This is a genomic window from Streptomyces sp. NPDC007157 (assembly GCF_040634235.1).
Taxonomy (GTDB): Bacteria; Actinomycetota; Actinomycetes; order Streptomycetales; family Streptomycetaceae; genus Streptomyces.
This window is the reverse complement of the sequence record NZ_JBEYFE010000007.1, coordinates 239847-256802: the sequence shown is the minus strand read 5'-3', so window position 1 is coordinate 256802 and position 16956 is coordinate 239847. Positions and strand designations below refer to the sequence as shown.

Genomic DNA, 16956 nt, shown 5'->3' with positions numbered 1-16956 from the left:
CGCGCGGGGCGGCCCGGCGTCACCGGCAGGGGGCCGCGCAGGGCGGTCCGGTGCCACCGTCGGGGCCGCAGAGAGCGGTCCGGTGCCACCGTCAGGGCCGCGCCGCCACGGCACGTGCGACCAGGTCGACCACCTCGTCGACAAAACGTCCGTCGAGCGGCTCCTGCTCTCCCAGCAGGCGGAACACCAGTGGCGCCGCCACCAGGGTCGACGCGGCCGCGACATCGACGTCGGCCCGCACGTCCCCCCGCTCGATTCCGCGCTGCAGAATCTCACGCGTCTGCGCCGTCACGCGGGCGCTGTACGTCGCGTACGCGCTCCGAGCGGTACCCGCCTTGGCCGCCGCGCCCATGAGCTCGGCCAGCAGACGGTCCGTGCCGGGCAGGCGGTAGACCTCAAGACGCGCCGTCAGCAGAGCGTGCAGTTCGGCGCGGAAATCCCCGAGGTCGGCGACGGAAACCGGGCCGACCCGGCTCTCCGCTGCGGCGAGGATCAGATCCTGCTTGGTCGGCCAGCGCCGGTAGATGGCCGGTTTGCTCACCTCGGCCCGGGCCGCCACCGCGTCCATCGTGACCGCGTCCATACCCTGCTCCGTGACCAGGGAGAGCACCGCGCCGAGCACCACCCTCGTGACCCGCTCCTCACGCGGCCGCCCCGGCCCACGCTTTTCCGCCTGGATCTGCCGTCCACCCATGACCACGAGACTAGAGGGCGCCCACCGGCTGAGGCACACGAGGCCGGGACCGTGCGACACCGGAAACCCGACAGGAGAGCCCTGCCGCCGCTGTCGGCCCCTTCCGAACGGGCCAAACAGCTCGCCGGGATGCGGCGGCGGAGCGCGCAACGGTGACGGAACCGCCCCATGCCGGCTCCCCGGTCTCGTCGACTCCACGGGCTGCCCCGTGCCGCTGGTCGACCGCTTCAGGGCGTGACCGCCGTTGGCCCCTGGTTTGCCGGATGTCCGCCGGAGCCTCGACCGACCAGATGTCGAGCCCCGCGTCCGCCGCAGCCGCCCGTGTCCGGGCGTCCGGACCCAGCAGCAGGACCCGACGCGGGTTCTCGCTCACTGGCTCCGAAGTGGACAGGCGGCGGCCACAGGTCTCCCCGGGGTAAGGGCGTCTCAGGAGTGGAAGCACCTCACCGGTCGTGGCGCGTCAGTAGTAGTGGCGCATGATCTCGGTGGCCCAGGCGGGCTGTGTGGTGGTGCCGCCCTGAGGGCCGAACTCGCTCATGTAGGGCTTGATGTCGAGGACGGGGGTGCCGTCGACGGCGTCCAGACCCTGGACGTACAGGTCGAGTCCGTCGGTGCGCAGCAGACGGCAACGGGAGACCCCGATGCGGTTGGGGCGGTTCTTGCCGCGCTGGGCGAAGATGCCGATCTGAGGCCAGTCGGTATTGCCGCGCGGGTGACGGGCACCGGTCTCGATCTTCACGACGGGGACGCGGTCGAAGTGGTAGACGATCTCCAGGTGGGAGAAGGTGTCCAGCCCGGCCAGCGCGTCCGCGCCGAACTGCTCGGCGTCCAGGCGGATGACGGCCTCGACCGTGCCCCAGTCGTCGTCCTTGACCTCCTGCCGACCGCCGACCACTCGGCCCACGGGAATCGAGACCACTTCGGCCAAGGAACTCTTCTCAGGCATCTGCAGTACCCTCCGTCGGAATTCTTGTATCACTCGGCGCCCGAGGGTACTTCAGGGGCGTTGACCAAGATCAGCACCGCGCACAGACGTGGCGATGGCTGGAGCACTCCTGGTGCCGGTCGGCGGGGAAACAGACGCGGCAGCAGCCTCGTGCGCGCGGCACACAACAGCGGCACACAACAGGCGTCTGCGAAGCCAACAGCCCGCACCCGCGCGACGCATCACAGAAGCGCCAGGACGGCAGCTACTCGCACAGCGCTCATGCCCGCGGCACCTGCTCCCACCACCGCCGCGTGAAGTACCTGTACTGGCAACCGCCGGACACACAGCAACGAACTTCGGCGTGGCCCACAACTGTTCGTCCGTCCTGGGGCATGCCCACCAGGGCTGTGGCGGCTGCGGACGGCTGACTCTGACAGCCCTCGGGAGCTTCCTGACCGGGTCAACTTCCGCGAGGTGTAGAGGCAGTTGTGACCTGACGGTCAGGTCTGGAACCCCCTTGCGCAATGGTCAAGAATCATTGACCATTGCTCTTATGCCAACCGATGATCTTCCCGAGACGTTTCACGTCACCACGGACGAGCAACTGCGCGCCGTCTCCAATCTCACGCGCCACCGGATCATGGCCGTGCTCCGCTTCGAGCCGGCGACGATTACGCAGATCGCCGAGCGAGTGGGCCTTGCGAAGGGGAGTTCCAGCTATCACGTGCGGCTGCTGGAGCGGGCCGGCCTGGTGAAGGTGGTGCGGACACGGAAGGTACGGGGGGTCACCGAGCGGTACTACGCGATGGCCGCACGGTCGATCGAGCTGCCGGACCCGGGCGAGGGAGGGCCGGATGTGCTGATGCGGCATGCGGTGGCGGACCTGGAGGCGTCGCCGGCGGACGGCGAGCGGCATGTGCGAATGGCGCATCTGCGGCTCACCGAGGAGCAGTTCGCGGAACTGGGGGCGCGGCTGCAGGCGCTGGCGGACGAGTACCGGGAGCTGTCCGATCCGTCGCTGCCGGACGCGTCACTCGTCTTCGCACTGTTCCACCCGGCACCGCGCCGGCAGACCGAAGGGGACGCCCAGTGACCTCGGATGTCGGGAAGCTGCCGGCCGGATTCGGACGGCTGTGGACGGCGCAGACGGTGTCCTCGCTCGGTGACGGGGTGACGCATGCCGCACTGCCGCTGCTCGCGTTGACGTTGACGCGGGATCCGATGGCGCTCGCCGTCGTCACGGCCGCAGGGACGCTGCCATGGCTGCTCTTCGGGGTGCTCGGCGGAGCGCTGGTGGATCGCTGGGACCGCCGGCGCACGATGTGGGTCACGGACACGGCACGTGCGGTGCTGCTCGCGATACCCGCGGCGGCGGCCGCGCTCGATGTGCTGAGCATTCCGCTGCTCGCGGCCGTCGCCTTCCTGCTCGGCCTCGGCGGACTCTTCTTCGACACGGCCGCCACGGCCTACCTGCCGGATCTGCTCCGCCGCGACCCCGCGCTCCTGGAGCGCGCCAACTCCCGCCTGCGCGGCGCCCAGACCGCCGCTTCCGGCTTCGCGGGGCCGCCTGCGGGCAGTGCCCTGCTCGCGCTCGGGCGGGCGGTCCCGCTGCTCGCCGACGCGGTGTCGTTCCTGCTCTCCGCGCTGCTCGTCCGTACGCTGCCCGCCATGCCCCGGCCCGTGCCGGAGGTCCGCGAGTCGCTGCTTCGGCAGGCACGGGCCGGGGCCTCGTACGTCTTCCGGGACCGGGTGCTGCTCGGCCTCGCGCTCCGCCCGGCGGTCGGGAACGTCGCCTTCCTCGCTGTGGAGACCGTCCTCGCCCTCTTCGCGCACGACCGCCTCGGCATCGACACCTACGGCTTCGGCCTGCTCCTCACAGCGGAGGCCACCGGCGGCCTGCTAGGCGCAGGCATCGCCTCCTACCTTGGCCGACAACTCGGCACCGGCACCGCACTGACCTGCACAGCCACCGTCGAAGGGCTTGCCATCCTGGGCCTGGCCGCTGCCCCGAACCCGTACGCCGCCGGGCTGGCACTCGCCGTCTGCGGGGCCGGCATGGGCGCCACGATGGTGCTCGGCCCCTCCCTCCGGCAGGCGATCGTCCCCGCCCACCTGATGGGCCGGGTCGCCTCCACCTCCCGCATGCTCGCCATGTGCGCCGCCCCCATCGGCGCCTTCCTCGGCGGCTGGCTGGCCACCACGTACGACATCTGCACCCCGCTCTACGCCGCCGCCGGCCTCCTCCTGGCGATGACGGCCGTCACGGCATCCATGACCACCAACCGCCGGGTCGAAGCGGCGCTGCGTGCCGCCGCCCCGGCCGGCGGACCGGATCACCCGGCATCCCAGGGTCCCGCCCAGGAGAGTGCACCTGACTTGTTGTGACGCCTGCCGCGAAAGGGTCACACAAGTCCGGTGCCAGGCATCAATAGACTCCTCTCATCAGCGCTTACGTTCGAGTGCTGGGCCGAGAGCAGGGGGATGTGGTGTCGACGGTCGACGTGCAGAGGGTCTGGAAACCGTCTGTTTCGGAACTCTGGGCGGGACGACGCCCTTTGTGGTGGACCGTCGGCCCGACGGGGGAACTGGCTGTTCTGCTCGTCCATCGGCAGTGCCTACGCCGAAGCCGCTCCGTAAAGGGCTGGGTGGGCTGGGGCCCGCAGGTCCCATTCGATGCGGTACTCGTGATTCGCCAGGCTGACGGGTCGCTTCGACGTCGATCGATCAAGGACATCCCGGTCAGGCCGAGTCACATCGCTCTTCTCCCGAAGTCCCGACTCCTCATAGCAAGCGGTCGAGCGGGCAAGGAGGAATCGGGAGCGTGGAGCCCGAACGCCGTGGTGTTCACTCTGGAAAGTGGTGACCAAGAGGCCACCTTCTGCATCGGCGACGACATCCCTGCGCTGGTGACCGATCGCGGGGGATCGATCTGGACGGCTTACGGAGACGAAGGCATCTACGGAGGGCATCCGCAGTCTGCAGCCGGTCTGGCCGGCTGGAGTGCCGAAGGCCAGCCATTCTGGGCCCCGGGAGGTCGCCTTCCTGACGTGCCTTTGGAGGGATGCACCGCTGCCACCGAGGGGGACCAGGTCTGGCTGATCTGGTATTCCGGCAGTGGGCGGGGAGGCACGTTCTTGACGCGGATCACCCCGTCGACCGGTGAGGTGACCAGTTGGCGCAGCCCCGTACGTGACCCGGACGGGTTCGCTGTGCGCGACCGTCGAGCAGTCCTGACCAAGCGCGTTCACAACCAGCGGTCAACCGAAGTGGTGCGAGCTGAGTTGGATGGTGATGCCTGGAGTGTGACCGAGCGGTGCAAGATTCGAGTGCCCGGACGGGTGGTCATGCATTGTGGTCAGGGTCGTGACGGTCTTCTGTGGCTTCGCGCTGGCGACACGTGGCTTCGTATCGAAGCCTGATAGCAGCCGAGGGCGTGCAGCCTCATGATCGACGGGCCACCTCGGCTGCGTAGGCCATTCTGACCGCACCGGCAGACCATCGTTCGGCCGCCATAGGGCTGCTACCGAGCGCCCGTTGCAGCACGGCCGGTGGCATCTGTGTGTAGAGGTCGAGCAGGGCAGCGCATCATCCGGCTCCGGACGGGAGGCCGATGTTCCGCAGACGGGTCGCGAGCCAGCCACTGGTCTGTGCTCGTCCGGAACGCAAGGCAGGCAAGGGGACCTCTGTCGACCCATCGGACAGGCTCCAGCCAGACTCCGCATGGTCGACGTCCTGACTTGTCGCACCATCTCTCTAGCATCAGCTCATGGACGTTTCCTCGATCGTCGCCCTCGCATCCGCAGTTGTCGCTGGCGCTGTCGCCGTCGTCGTGCCCTGGCAAGCGTTCCGGTACGCCCTGCGCCAGGAGCATGCACTTTGGCACGGGAGTAACGAGTTGCGCTCTATTCGGACTCGCCTGTCGAGGCGCACGCAGAGCAGCGGTGACTGACGGGGAAATCGCGGTCTCGGAAGGTGCAGCAGGCGCGGCCGTACACGAATCTGCGACTCAATCCCATGGATCTCGCTCGGCCCGGTGCGCGAGGTGCCGTGACGGGGAGTGCCGAGGCAACGCGTCGCTTCAACGAAGTCGAGCGCGTTGTGGAACAAATCCATCTGGCGTACGCGCTTGGCCAACTGGCCGGAGAAACAGCGCAAATGCGCCTGGGACCGCGTTTGAGATCTGCGCCAGCAGCTCTGGGAGGGTGCTCTAGGCTCGGCCAGGTGATCTTCGACAAGTTCCCGTTCGTTGGCGACTTCAAGGAGCTGGAGTACGGCAGGCGAGACGGGCTATCGATCCGGGCTGCCGTGCGGGCGACCGCGTCAGAGCACGAAGGCCACCTGGTCAGGTACCTGCGTGCTGGCACGGTTTTGGTCGCCACGCCTTCGGCTGTGCCCGACGTGCTGAGCGAGACTGGCTCGTTCATCGGAGGGCTGCACCTGCTCACCGATGGACACTGGCTGTGGTACTCCGACTTGGCTCACTACGTGGGGCGTTACCACGTACAGCTGGACCCCGCGTTCGTCGAGCACGCGCGCTGCAACGGCTGGACCGTTCCGGAGGTTAGCGACGAACACCTCGAAGCGATGGTGGCGCTGCTCATCGGAGACGAAGACGAACCGGAATGAAATTGCTGCCCGTGCGTCGCTATCAGGACGAAGTTCGGGTCACCGGGCGTGGACCTGGCCGACAAGAAGGCCTCGCCTGGGCCAGGCGGCGGACCATGATGCCGATCTTCGCCCAGCGAATCATCGTCTCCGACCGGGCCGGACTGGCTTCGTAGTCCCTGGCCAGGCGTCGGTGGGCGGTCAGCCACGAGAAGGTGCGTTCCACCGCCCACCGCTTCGACTGGACTTGGAAGCCACGCTGGTCGGGATCCTTGCGGACGATCTCCAGATCGCGGCCAAGAGTCTGGGTCGTCCAGTCGACCAGGCGGCCGGCGAAGCCCTGGTCGGCCCAAACCTTCTGGACGCCTGAGTGGTCGAGGCGAGTCCACAGCAGCGGGTGTCGGGCTCCATCGCGGTCCTGAACACTTGCTGCCACGACATGGACGGCAAGTACCAGGCCGAGGGTGTCTGTGACGATGAACCTCTTGCGGCCCTTGACCTTCTTGCCCGCGTCGAAGCCCCTGGTGGCGACCGGGACGGTGTCGGCAGTGCGGACCGACTGCGAGTCGATCAATCCGGCACTCGGCTCGGCATCGCGGCCATCGGCCTCACGGACTTGGCTCCGCAGGGCATCGTGGATTCGCCCGACCGTGCCGTCGTCGCGCCACCAGGTGAAGTACCAGTACACGGTCTGCCAAGGGGCGAAGTCTCTGGGCAACTGCCGCCAGGCGCACCAGGTACGAACCACGTAGAAGATCGCGTCCACGATCCGCCTCCGTGGATGCTTCTCCCGCCGCCCACCCTTCGATCCCACCCGAGCGGGTGGCAGCAACGGCTCAACCAACGCCCACTGTTCATCCGACAGATCCGACGGATAGCCCCCACCAGTCACGCCAGGCCCAACGATCGCCCAGACCCCACGGCACGGAAGATCTCAAACGCCCTCTCAAAGAGTGTTTTGTCCTGACAGATACGTTTGATGGCGACCTGGGTAGTCGGCATGCTGGGGCGATTGGGGCTTCTGTCGACTGCCGTGATGTCTGTGGCTGGCGACAACGGTTGGGGGTCCGTTTGGGCTCCTTCACTCCTGTCTGATCCCAAGGCGCTCCCGCTCACCCCCGTTTGCGCCCTGTAGGCGAAGGGCCGTCGGCGGTACTACCGAAACATGCCTCGACAGCGGCCGTATCCGAGTGACCTGTCCGATGCCCGGTGGGAGTTGATGGAGCCCATTCTGTCGGCCTGGCGGGCCGAGCGGAGGAGGAAGGGCCTGGGCATAGGCCGACCGCCCGAGCACGACCTGCGGCGGATCATGGAAGCGGTCATCTACGTCGACCGCACCGGCATCCCCTGGCGATACCTGCCGCACGACTTCCCGCCATGGGAAACGGTGTACGGCTACTTCGCCGCCTGGCAGAAGGACGGAGTCTTCGACCAGCTCAACGGGCTCCTCCGCCGTCTGGTCAGGGCGGCGGAGGGTCGCGACGGCGAGCCGAGTGCGTGCGTGCTGGACGCGCAGAGCATCAAGACTTCCGCGAACGTCCCCGCGGCCGGCCAGGGCATCGACGCAGGCAAGAAGATCGCGGGCGGCAAGCGCCATATCGGCGTCGACACCCTCGGTCTTCTCCTGGCCGTGCTGGTCACCGCCACGAGTGTCTCCGACAACGCCGGCGGCATCCAGGTGCTCTCACAGATCTCGAAGGCCCACCCGCGCGTGGCCAAGGCCTGGGCCGACAGCGGCTACCGAATCAAAGCCATCGAGCACGGAGCCCGCCTGGGCATCGACGTCGAAGTCGTCCATCGCGACCCGGCCGCGAAGGGCTTCAAGGTGATCCCACGGCGCTGGGTCGTCGAGCGGACCTTCGGCTGGCTCATGCACCACCGACGCCTCACCCGCGACTACGAGACCCACCCACACCGGTCCGAAGCGATGATCAAGCTGGCAATGGTCGACCTCATAAGCCGCCGCCTCACGAGGGAATCCACCCTGAACTGGCGTGATGCCTGAACACCGACCGCGTCAATGGAACGGGTGGGACCGCTGGCTCGGACCGGGAGGGTCGAAGCTCACCCCGTTCTCGTCGAGTGCGTTGAAGACGGTCACGCGACCCGAATCGAAGGCGAAGCTGATGTCGACGTTTCCCTGAGCGACATCCCTGCCTGTCCATTCGAGCAGTTCGGCCCCCTTGAGGGGCAGCCCCAGCAGAGCGTGCAGTCCGGGGAAAGGTTCGGGGCGCCACTGCAGGTCGAAGCCAGGCCACCGGACTGGACGGGTGGGGTCGATCATGTTCCACGTGAGGGAGAGATCGCCGAGCTTTTGATGGTTGATCTCGACCTGCTCGCCATCGAAGTCGAACAGCACCGGGCAGTCGCAGAACCACTCGTCATCCCTGAGGTCCCACACCATCCAGACTCTCGTGAGCGTCCGGCCAGCAAGACCACGCAGACGATTTCCATGCTCCTGCACGACGTCACTACGGCCGTCCAACCATGCTGGCCGGTAGCCCGCGATGCCGAAATCGAACATGACGTCATCCTGTCAGAAGTGCCCCTCCTCGGGTTAGAGCAGTCCCGAACGGCGACCACCCCGTCAACTTCTCAAACACCCCTGCCGGGACAAAACGCCCTTTCAGTGCGGTGCGAACCGTGACCAGGTGCCGGTGATCGGTATAGCTGGTGTGGCCTGCGCCCAGTGCAATGACGGCGTCGGGATGACCGGCGACAGCACGGGCCACGGCATGTGCTCGGGCCGGTTCCCATTCCGCTTCGGCCGCCACGCGTCCGACCACGGCGATGCGCTCGCGGAGTCTGGCGATGATCCATCCCGCCTCCGCGCAGTACCCGTCCGCGGTGGCGTCCAGATCGACGAACGGTCTGCGCGTCCTCGCTGCGAGCTCTCGGCCGAGCGTGGTTTTCCCAGTGCCGGACGGACCGACCAGAACCATCCAGGGTGCCTCAATGCGCGTCGATCGGCTCACGCGGCGGTCACCTCATCACGTTCGACGAGGCGACCGCGTTCGAAGCAGGCTCCGGCGCGGACGAGGGCGACGGGGAGGGGTGCGTTCACGGCGGCCACCGCTGCTGGGCGGACTCCACCAGCTTGAAGACTATTGCCAGTCCAGCGGACATGACGCTTTGTCGGTCGCGGCATGGACGCTGACTGCGACCCGGCAGTTCGCCCGTATCCCCATCGCTCCACAGTACTGGCGGGCGACCCCGACCGACGCCATGCCGCACTTGGGGAACGACACGTCGTCGATCACCCACACCTCAGGCGTGATCGCCTCGCACAGCCGGTGGGCGATTCTCCGCCGTACCGGCCAAAGCTCGCACGGTGACTGGTCCACGAACTGCTGCAGGGCCTGCAGTTGCCGTCCGGCAGCCGCTCGGCCATCGGCTGGATCGACTTACGCCGACCGTCCAGCATCAGGCCCCGCAGATAGCACTCGCCCCACCGCCGCTGATCCCGCCGCGGCAACGACCCGAACACATCGGCCACGAACCCCGATAACTCACCCCGGAGCCGTTCCACTTCCCCCAGCCTCATACCAGGACGATGCCCACTACCAGGCGAGGTCACCCGACGTAACGAAGCGCTACCAGGCGGTCAGGTCCCGACGACGACGTCGACCTGGTCGGTGTAGAAGGCGACGTGGCCGGCGATGTCCGCGACGGCGTCGTACGGCGCGGGGTAGAACCACACGGCGTCGGTCCGCGCGCCGTCGGCGAGGGCGAGGCCGTAGTAGGACGCGTCGCCCTTGTACGGGCAGTACGTCTGGGTGGTGCTGGGGGTGAGCAGCGACTGGTCGACGTTGTCGAGCGGGATGTACTGGACGGGCGGGTAGCCGGCCTCGCGCAGGGTCAGGGCCCGGGTGGTGTCGGCGATGATCTGTCCGCCGATACGGGCCACGACGCGGGCGCCGGTGGGCTCGACGGTGATCGGGTGGTCGGGGCCGGGGATCCTGGGCTGCCGTGTCGTCGTCATGGTGTTCTCCTCGATTCCTGGTGGCGGGTGCTCTAGCCGGCGATGAGGTCGAACTCGTTGCCCTCGACGTCGGCGAACGTGGTCCACCGGGCGCCGTCGCGCACGACTTCGTGGAGCTTGGTCGCCCCGAGCGCGAGCAGACGTCCTCTCTCGCCCTCGTAGTCGCTGGTGATCAGGTCCGGGTGGAAGCGGTTCTTGGCGGTTTTGGCCTCGGGGACCCGGTGGAAGGCCAGTCGGGGCCCGCTGCCGGGATCGCCGGCCTCCACCACGGCGTCGTGCTCGTCGGCCCCGTCGGCGACCCGGCGGCCAAGGACGGCGGCCCAGAACGCCGCGGCACGTGCGGCGTCGGTGGCGTCGAACGAGGCGCCGAAGAAGGTGGTGCTCATGCGTTGTCTCCTGTCGTGACCTACTGGCCAGACCAGTCTGTCTAATCGGTCCTTCAACCGTAGATTCCATGCCCAGGGCTGTCAAACAACAGGTAGAGCGCCTGATGTCGGCCACCGTTTGACGAGACCAGGTCGTAGTGTTTAGCTGGATTGCAAGACCAGACAGACCAGTCTGGTCAATCGAAAGGAGGCGTGCCATGTCCGAGGTGCACACAGCGCTGGTGACAGGTGCGACGTCCGGCATCGGCCGGGCGACTGCGGAGAAGCTCGCCCGGGACGGGTTCAAGGTCCTGGTGCACGGACGCGACGCCGGCCGCGGAGCCGCAGTGGTCAAGGGGATCGAGGGCCTCGGCGGCCGGGCCGAGTTCATCGCCGCCGACCTCACCGACATCACCTCCGTCAAGCGGTTGGCAGAGGCGGCCAAGAACGTCGACGTCCTCGTCAACAACGCCGGGTTCTCCTGGTTCGGCCCCACCGCCGACCTGGAGCCCGACACCTACGACGCACTGTTCGACGCCAACGTGCGCAGCGCCTACTACCTCACGGCCGTCATCGCGCCGGCGATGGCCGAGCGAGGCGAGGGCGTCGTCATCAACCTGGGCAGCATGGCCGGGCAGATCGGTCTTGCGGGCGGCGCCGCCTACAGCGCCACCAAGGCCGCGCTCACCTCGCTGACCCGGTCCTGGGCCGCCGAGTACAGCCCACGGGGCGTGCGGGTCAACACCATCGCCCCCGGACCGGTCTACACCGGCGGCTCCTCCCGGGAGCGCCTCACGGCCCTGGGCAAGACCACGCTCCTGGCCCGCGCGGCGGAGGCCGAGGAGATCGCCGACGTCGTCGCGTTCCTCGCCTCACGCGCCGCCCGGTACATCACCGGCGCCGTCATCCCCGCCGACGGCGGACGCACCGCCGTCTGACCGCCACCACACCTACAGAAACCGAGCAGAGCAATGGATACCCCCGTCGTACTGATCACCGGTGCGCTGACCGGCATCGGCCGCGCCGCCGCCGTCGCCTTCGCCAGGCAGGGCGCGAACGTGGTCGTCACCGGACGCCGTGACGAGGCCGGCAAGGCCCTGGTCGAGGAACTGCGTGAACTCGGCTCGTGGGCCGAGTTCATCAACGCCGACGTCCGTAACGAGGACGAGGTGCGTGCCATGGTCGACGAGACAGTCACCCGTTTCGGCCGTCTCGATGTCGCGGTGAACAACGCCGGCACCGAGGGCCGTCCCAGCCCGATCACCGACCAGAGTGCGCAGACCTACAACGCGACCTTCGACACGAACGTCCTCGGTGTGCTCCTGAGCATGAAGCACCAGGTCCGCGTCATGCAGGAACAGGGCAGCGGCAGCATCGTCAACATCTCCTCGACCTACGGCCACGAGGGCGCCGCCGGAGCCTCCGTCTACGTCGGCAGCAAGCACGCCGTCGAAGGCATCACCAAGTCGGTGGCCCTGGAGGTCGCCGCCTCGGGAATCCGCGTGAACGGCGTGGCCCCCGGCCCCACGGACACCGGCATGCTGACCCGCTTCACCGGCACACCGGAGAACAAGGCGGCCCTGGTGAGCGAGGTCCCGCTGGCCCGCCTCGGCCTCTCTGAGGAAGTCGCCAACGCGATCGTGTTCATCGCATCGGACCAGGCGTCGTTCATCACCGGCCACATCCTCAACGCCGACGGCGGCCACAGCGCCAACTGACCTGCACCGGGCACGCAGCTCGCCCGCGCGCCCGGACAGCCATCGTGCGGCTGCCACACCTATCTCAAGACGCTGATTCAAGGAGAAGCGCCACCGTGACCGACCACACCCACGACACCGCCCCGACCCGGTTCATCGAGGCCGACGGCATCCGCTTCGCCTACCGCCGCTTCGGCAACGCGGCCGCCGGCCGGACGCCGGTCGTGTTCTTCCAGCACTTCATCGGCAACCTCGACGACCACGACCCGGCGATCAGCGACGGGCTCGCCGCCGACCGCGAAGTCATCCTGTTCAACAACACCGGGGTCGCCTCCACCAGCGGCGTCGTCCCGGACACCATCGAGCGGATGGCCACCGACGCGGGCAGCTTCATCGACGCCCTCGGACTTGCGAGCGTGGACCTGATCGGCCACTCCATGGGCGGCCTCGTCGCACAGCAGGTCGCCATCCAGCGCCCCGACCTGGCCCGCAAACTGGTCCTGGTGGGCACCGGCCCGCGCGGCGGCGTGGGCATCGGCGAGACGCCGCCGCAGACCGCAGCACTGTTCACCGTCAAGCTGCCCCGGCAGGAAGACATGTGGCTGCCGGTCCTGTTCGCCCCCACCGAGACCAGCCAGCGGGCAGGCCGCGCATACGTCGAACGGATCGTCGCCCGCAAGGACCGCGACGACTCCGCGTTCGGCGAGCAGGTCTACGCCGGCCAGGGCACCGCCATCCACACCTACGGTGCCACCAAGGACCCCGCCTACCCGGCCCTGAAGAACATCACGATCCCGGTCCTGGTCGTCAACGGCACCGACGACATCATCATCCCCACGATCAACTCCTACATCCTGCAGCAGTTCCTCCCCAACGCCGAGCTGATCCTCTACCCGGACGCCAACCACGGCGCCCACTTCCAGTACCCCGAGCGGTTCGTCACCCACACCACGTTCTTCCTCGACCGCTGAACCACACGCGGCCGCCCCAGCCCGGCAGCGGACGCGCAGCGAACGGAGGTGGTCATCGCATCGCGGTGCCCACCTCCGTTCGCTGCTCGGGAAGACAGGTCGGTCTAGCCTTGTTATCCGTGGACAGCAGCCGAAGAAGCCCCGAGCGGAGCTGTAAACTGAACCAATAGTCTGAAAGAAGGAATGCGTCATGCCCAGCAAGGTCAACGCCTCGAAACCGACCGTACGTGAGCGTCTCCTGGCAGCCGCCGACGAGCTGTTCTACCAGGAAGGCGTACAGAGCGTCGGCATCGAGCGCATCGTGCAAAGGGCAGGCGTTGCCAAGGCATCGCTCTACAACCTCTTCGGCAGCAAAGAACAACTGGTCGAGGCATATCTCGACGCCCGCCACGCCGACACCCGCGAGCAAGTCGAACGCGCCCTGACCCGGTTCCGCACACCCCGCGAGCGACTGCTGGGCGTCTTCGACGCACAGGGCCAGTTGTTCACCGAACCCGACTTCAACGGCTGCGCGCACATGACGGCCAGCGCAGAAGCACTACCCGGCAGCCCCGTCGAAGACGCCACAGACCGGTACCGGCTCTGGGTAAGGGCGCTCTTCACAGACCTGGCCCAGCAGGCCGGCGCCACCGACCCCGAAGAGCTGGCACGCCAACTGCACCTCCTGTACGACGGCGCCGGAGTATCGGCCCGCATGGACCGGGACCCCTCAGCAGCGACCACCGCACGTACAGCAGCCGCAGCACTGTTTGATGCGGCACCCAAAAACGGAACCGCGGCCAATCCCGCACAGTAACCGGACGGGCATCCCGCAGCGCCCGTCGCGGGCCGCGTCGGCGCCCCGATGCACTGCCGACCGACCGCGGCTACGACCACGACAAGTACCGGCGCCTGCTCTGGGCCCACGGAATCCGACCGGTGATCGAGAAACGCGGCGAGACTCACGGCACCGGTCCGGGCATCTTCCACTACGTCGTCGACCGCACGATCACCTGGCTTCACGGCTTCCGCCGCTTGCGCATCCGCTGGGAACGACGCGACGGCATCCACGAAGCGTTCCTCGGACTCGCCGTCTGCCTGATCACCCATCGAATATCGCCGCGGGCGTCTGCGCGGCACAGATAACCTGCGCGAATGAAGTGGACTCAGCGGGCCGCCGGCGTGATCGTCGGCTCAGCGGTGGGTGACGCGCTGGGTGGCCCCTTCGAGTTCGGTCCCCAGGGAGCGTTCTCCGCCCGGTTTCCTGCGCCTGGTGCCGGTGGCGAGATGTGCGGAGGCGGTGGCTGGGACCCCGGCGAGGCGACCGACGACACGCAGATGGCCGTCTTGGTCGCGGAGTCACTGCTGGAGCAGGGCGGGCTGGACTTGCCGGACGTCTTCGCCCGCTTTCAGCGGTGGGCAGCCTCAGAACCGAAGGACATCGGCTTGCAGACCGAAGACGTCCTGACCAACGGCATGCCCTGGGACCTCGCCGCCGCGATCCACTTCCAGGTCAACCAGCGAGCAGCGGGAAACGGCTCCTTGATGCGGGCGTCGACCTCCGCGGTCCACTTCGCTGCCGCCGGCCAAGAGGCCACCATGGACGCGGCCCGCCGGATCGCTGCCCTGACCCACGGTGACCGCGCTGCTTGGGAAGGCACCGCGATTTTCCACGAACTCATCCGCGTCACGTTCGAGGACACCGACCCCCTCCCCGCGCTCACGGACATCCTGGCTCTTGTCCACCCCGACCACCGCGGCCGTTACGCCACCGTCCTCGCGCCTGACTGGCACCCCGATCAGGCGACCGAGTTCAACGGTGCCGTCTGGCCCTGCCTGGGCTCCGCTGTCTGGGCCCTACGCACCACCGCCAGCTTCGAAGAAGCGATACGCGCGGCGATCGACCTCGGCGGTGACACGGACACCGTCGCCGCGGTGACCGGCGGTCTCGCAGGGGCGTACTACGGGCTGGATGCAATCCCTGCCCGCTGGACCCAGCCGCTCCATGTCCCCCTCCCAGGATTCGACGGACGGGTGCTGCACCTAGCAGATCTCCTCCACCTTGCACACCGCCTCGGAGGCTGAAACGGGTGCTGCTCGCGATAGCACTCTCCACGAACTCCAGCCCTCAGCCGCAGTCACCTGACCAGTGCTTACGGCAGGCAGCACAACACCACGAGGGAAGCAGACCGCTCGCCAAGTCGCACGGAGGCCTGCTCGTCCGGGAACGGCGGTGAGCAGCACGTCGGTGAGGCGGCGGCGCGACAGAGAATGCGTCCGACGAACGCGCGGGCCCGTCCGCGGTGTGCGGACGGGCCCTGTGACCGAGTGCCGAGTGAGCTGGTCGAAGATGCCGTCGGCTGTCTGCACCATGGCCCACCTCTCCCCCGCCCTCGACGGAATCTGGAAAGGATCACCGCCAGGAGGCAGCAATCACGTCAGTAGGGAGAGGTCGACCGCGTTCGCCAGCGCCTGCATGCCGGCCTCGTTGGGGTGGATGTGGTCGCCGGAGTCGTAGGCCGGGTTGAGCGTGGCGGGGTCGGCCGGGTCGGCGACGGCCTTGTCGAAGTCGACCACGCCGTCGAAGGCGCCGCTGGTCCGGATCCACTGGTTGGCCGCCTGGCGGATCGCCTCCGCGGAGTCGCTGTAGTAGCCGTTGCCCTTGTCGGGCAGCATGGTGCCGCCGATGATCCGGACTCCCGCGGCGTGCGCCTGCCGGATCAGGTTGCGGTAGCCGTCGATCAGGTCCTGCACGGTCAGTGGTGCGCCGCCGGGACCGCGGTTGTTCCCTATGTCGTTGATGCCCTCCATGACGATCACGTCCCGTACTCCTGCCTGGCCGAGCGCGTCATGGGCGAAACGCTTGGTGGCGCTGACGCCCTGCCAGATGTTGGGGACGTCCGTCAGCACGCGGTTGCCGCCGATGCCGGCGTCCACAACGGCCATGGGGCGGCTTCCGGCCAACCGTCGGGCCAGGTCGTCCGGCCAGCGGTGGTACGCCCCCGGCGGGGTGTTGTAACCGTCGGTGATCGAGTCGCCGAAGGCCACCACGGTGCCACGGGCGTGCGTCGGGACGACGTCGATCCCGGACAGGTAGTACCAGGAGGTTCTCGCCGCGACGTAGGACTCGTCCGACGCCTCGGCAGTGTGGTCGCCCGGGCCCGACAGGTAGCTGGTGTCGAAGGCGTCGGAGTGCCACGTGGCGGAACTGGTCGCATGTGGCAGGTAGATGCTGATCAGGACGCTCTGGTCGGCCTTGACGTGCATCGCCACCGGGTCGCTGACCACTTCCCCGCCGGTGGGGACGGTCACGGACCGCCGGTGGGCGAAGGTGACCGGGAGCAGTGACCGGGCGACCGCCGTTGCCCGCCCCGCCTGCGCGCCGATGGTGACATGCGCCACCGACAGCGGGATCGTGCCGCGCAGATTGGACAGGTGGATGCGCAGTGCGCTGCCGTCGACGGTGGAGTGCGCGACCATCCGAATGGTCTGGTCGTTGAAGTTCGGTCCGCCGGCCGTCATGCTCGGCGACCAGGCCGCGACTCGCTCGCGCTGCGGCACCTGGGTGTGCGACGCGGTGAAGTCGGCTGCCGGGAAGCCGGCCGTTCGGCCTGCGACGAGGTGTGTGCCGGCGAGCAGTGCGACGACCGCGGCGGGTGCCGTCAGCACGGTGAACAGCTTACGTCTGGGGGCGGCGAGCATGGGTGTTTCCTCTCTCCCGGCACATGGCCGGCC

The 16956-nt window shown here is 68.1% G+C and carries 18 protein-coding genes and 2 pseudogenes; 11 read left to right on the top strand and 9 right to left on the bottom strand.

The genetic code is table 11. The annotated features are described in order from the left end of the window. Window positions 1-91 precede the first annotated feature (91 nt). Window positions 92-694: a TetR/AcrR family transcriptional regulator gene (locus ABZ642_RS15760; protein WP_360483126.1), complete on the bottom strand. Its 603-nt coding sequence runs from the start codon at window positions 692-694 to the stop codon at window positions 92-94. A 460-nt stretch (window positions 695-1154) separates the two neighbouring features. Continuing rightward, window positions 1155-1640, bottom strand: a complete 486-nt coding sequence (locus tag ABZ642_RS15755) for an SAM-dependent methyltransferase (RefSeq protein ID WP_360483124.1) — start codon at window positions 1638-1640, stop codon at window positions 1155-1157. A gap of 535 nt (window positions 1641-2175) precedes the next feature. Here ABZ642_RS15755 and ABZ642_RS15750 point away from each other — a divergent pair. The 4 genes from ABZ642_RS15750 to ABZ642_RS15735 all read left to right on the top strand — a co-directional run bounded on the left by ABZ642_RS15750 (window position 2176) and on the right by ABZ642_RS15735 (window position 6248). Beyond that, window positions 2176-2715 carry a helix-turn-helix domain-containing protein gene (locus ABZ642_RS15750; RefSeq protein WP_360483121.1) on the top strand — a complete coding sequence of 180 codons (540 nt, stop codon included), beginning with the start codon at window positions 2176-2178 and terminating at the stop codon, window positions 2713-2715. After that, complete coding sequence (locus ABZ642_RS15745) at window positions 2712-4007, top strand: MFS transporter (protein ID WP_360483118.1); 1296 nt, start codon at window positions 2712-2714, stop codon at window positions 4005-4007. The genes ABZ642_RS15750 and ABZ642_RS15745 overlap by 4 nt, the downstream gene beginning before the upstream one ends. A gap of 452 nt (window positions 4008-4459) precedes the next feature. Further along, window positions 4460-5041, top strand: a complete 582-nt coding sequence (locus ABZ642_RS15740) for a hypothetical protein (RefSeq protein ID WP_360483115.1) — start codon at window positions 4460-4462, stop codon at window positions 5039-5041. Window positions 5042-5843: 802 nt separating this feature from the next. Continuing rightward, a complete protein-coding gene (locus ABZ642_RS15735) occupies window positions 5844-6248 on the top strand; it encodes a hypothetical protein (protein ID WP_360483112.1) in 405 nt (134 codons plus the stop codon). A 22-nt stretch (window positions 6249-6270) separates the two neighbouring features. Here ABZ642_RS15735 and ABZ642_RS15730 read toward each other — a convergent pair whose 3' ends face one another. Beyond that, on the bottom strand, window positions 6271-7134 hold the full coding sequence (locus tag ABZ642_RS15730) for an IS5 family transposase (protein ID WP_360483472.1): 864 nt from the start codon (window positions 7132-7134) through the stop codon (window positions 6271-6273). 258 nt (window positions 7135-7392) lie between these two features. Here ABZ642_RS15730 and ABZ642_RS15725 point away from each other — a divergent pair, with 258 nt between their 5' ends. After that, window positions 7393-8232 carry an IS5 family transposase gene (locus ABZ642_RS15725; protein WP_360483109.1) on the top strand — a complete coding sequence of 280 codons (840 nt, stop codon included), beginning with the start codon at window positions 7393-7395 and terminating at the stop codon, window positions 8230-8232. 12 nt (window positions 8233-8244) lie between these two features. Here the strand turns inward: ABZ642_RS15725 and ABZ642_RS15720 are convergent, their stop codons facing one another. The 5 genes and pseudogenes from ABZ642_RS15720 to ABZ642_RS15700 form a co-directional block, all read right to left on the bottom strand. Then, window positions 8245-8751, bottom strand: a complete 507-nt coding sequence (locus tag ABZ642_RS15720) for a hypothetical protein (protein ID WP_360483106.1) — start codon at window positions 8749-8751, stop codon at window positions 8245-8247. 4 nt (window positions 8752-8755) lie between these two features. After that, window positions 8756-9202: a shikimate kinase gene (locus tag ABZ642_RS15715; protein WP_360483103.1), complete on the bottom strand. Its 447-nt coding sequence runs from the start codon at window positions 9200-9202 to the stop codon at window positions 8756-8758. A 129-nt stretch (window positions 9203-9331) separates the two neighbouring features. Then, window positions 9332-9654, bottom strand: a pseudogene (locus ABZ642_RS15710) (transposase). A gap of 177 nt (window positions 9655-9831) precedes the next feature. After that, on the bottom strand, window positions 9832-10209 hold the full coding sequence (locus ABZ642_RS15705) for a DUF427 domain-containing protein (protein WP_360483100.1): 378 nt from the start codon (window positions 10207-10209) through the stop codon (window positions 9832-9834). Between the two features lie 32 nt (window positions 10210-10241). After that, window positions 10242-10595 (bottom strand): VOC family protein, encoded by a 354-nt coding sequence (locus ABZ642_RS15700; RefSeq protein WP_360483098.1) that lies wholly within the window; start codon window positions 10593-10595, stop codon window positions 10242-10244. Between the two features lie 197 nt (window positions 10596-10792). Between ABZ642_RS15700 and ABZ642_RS15695 the strand changes: the two genes are divergently transcribed. The 6 genes and pseudogenes from ABZ642_RS15695 (at window position 10793) to ABZ642_RS15670 (ending at window position 15306) form a co-directional block, all read left to right on the top strand. Further along, complete coding sequence (locus ABZ642_RS15695; RefSeq protein ID WP_360483096.1) at window positions 10793-11512, top strand: SDR family oxidoreductase; 720 nt, start codon at window positions 10793-10795, stop codon at window positions 11510-11512. Window positions 11513-11545: 33 nt separating this feature from the next. After that, entirely contained in the window at window positions 11546-12292 is a 747-nt protein-coding gene (locus ABZ642_RS15690) for a glucose 1-dehydrogenase (RefSeq protein WP_360483093.1), read from the top strand. Window positions 12293-12387: 95 nt separating this feature from the next. Then, entirely contained in the window at window positions 12388-13242 is an 855-nt protein-coding gene (locus ABZ642_RS15685) for an alpha/beta hydrolase (protein WP_360483091.1), read from the top strand. 190 nt (window positions 13243-13432) lie between these two features. Next, entirely contained in the window at window positions 13433-14038 is a 606-nt protein-coding gene (locus tag ABZ642_RS15680; RefSeq protein WP_360483088.1) for a TetR/AcrR family transcriptional regulator, read from the top strand. 32 nt (window positions 14039-14070) lie between these two features. Next, window positions 14071-14367, top strand: a pseudogene (locus ABZ642_RS15675) (IS5/IS1182 family transposase); the annotation flags it as partial. A gap of 9 nt (window positions 14368-14376) precedes the next feature. Next, on the top strand, window positions 14377-15306 hold the full coding sequence (locus ABZ642_RS15670; RefSeq protein WP_360483085.1) for an ADP-ribosylglycohydrolase family protein: 930 nt from the start codon (window positions 14377-14379) through the stop codon (window positions 15304-15306). 348 nt (window positions 15307-15654) lie between these two features. Here the strand turns inward: ABZ642_RS15670 and ABZ642_RS15665 are convergent, their stop codons facing one another. Beyond that, window positions 15655-16923, bottom strand: coding sequence for an SGNH/GDSL hydrolase family protein (locus tag ABZ642_RS15665; protein ID WP_360483082.1), 1269 nt, complete (start codon window positions 16921-16923; stop codon window positions 15655-15657). Window positions 16924-16956: the final 33 nt, after the last annotated feature.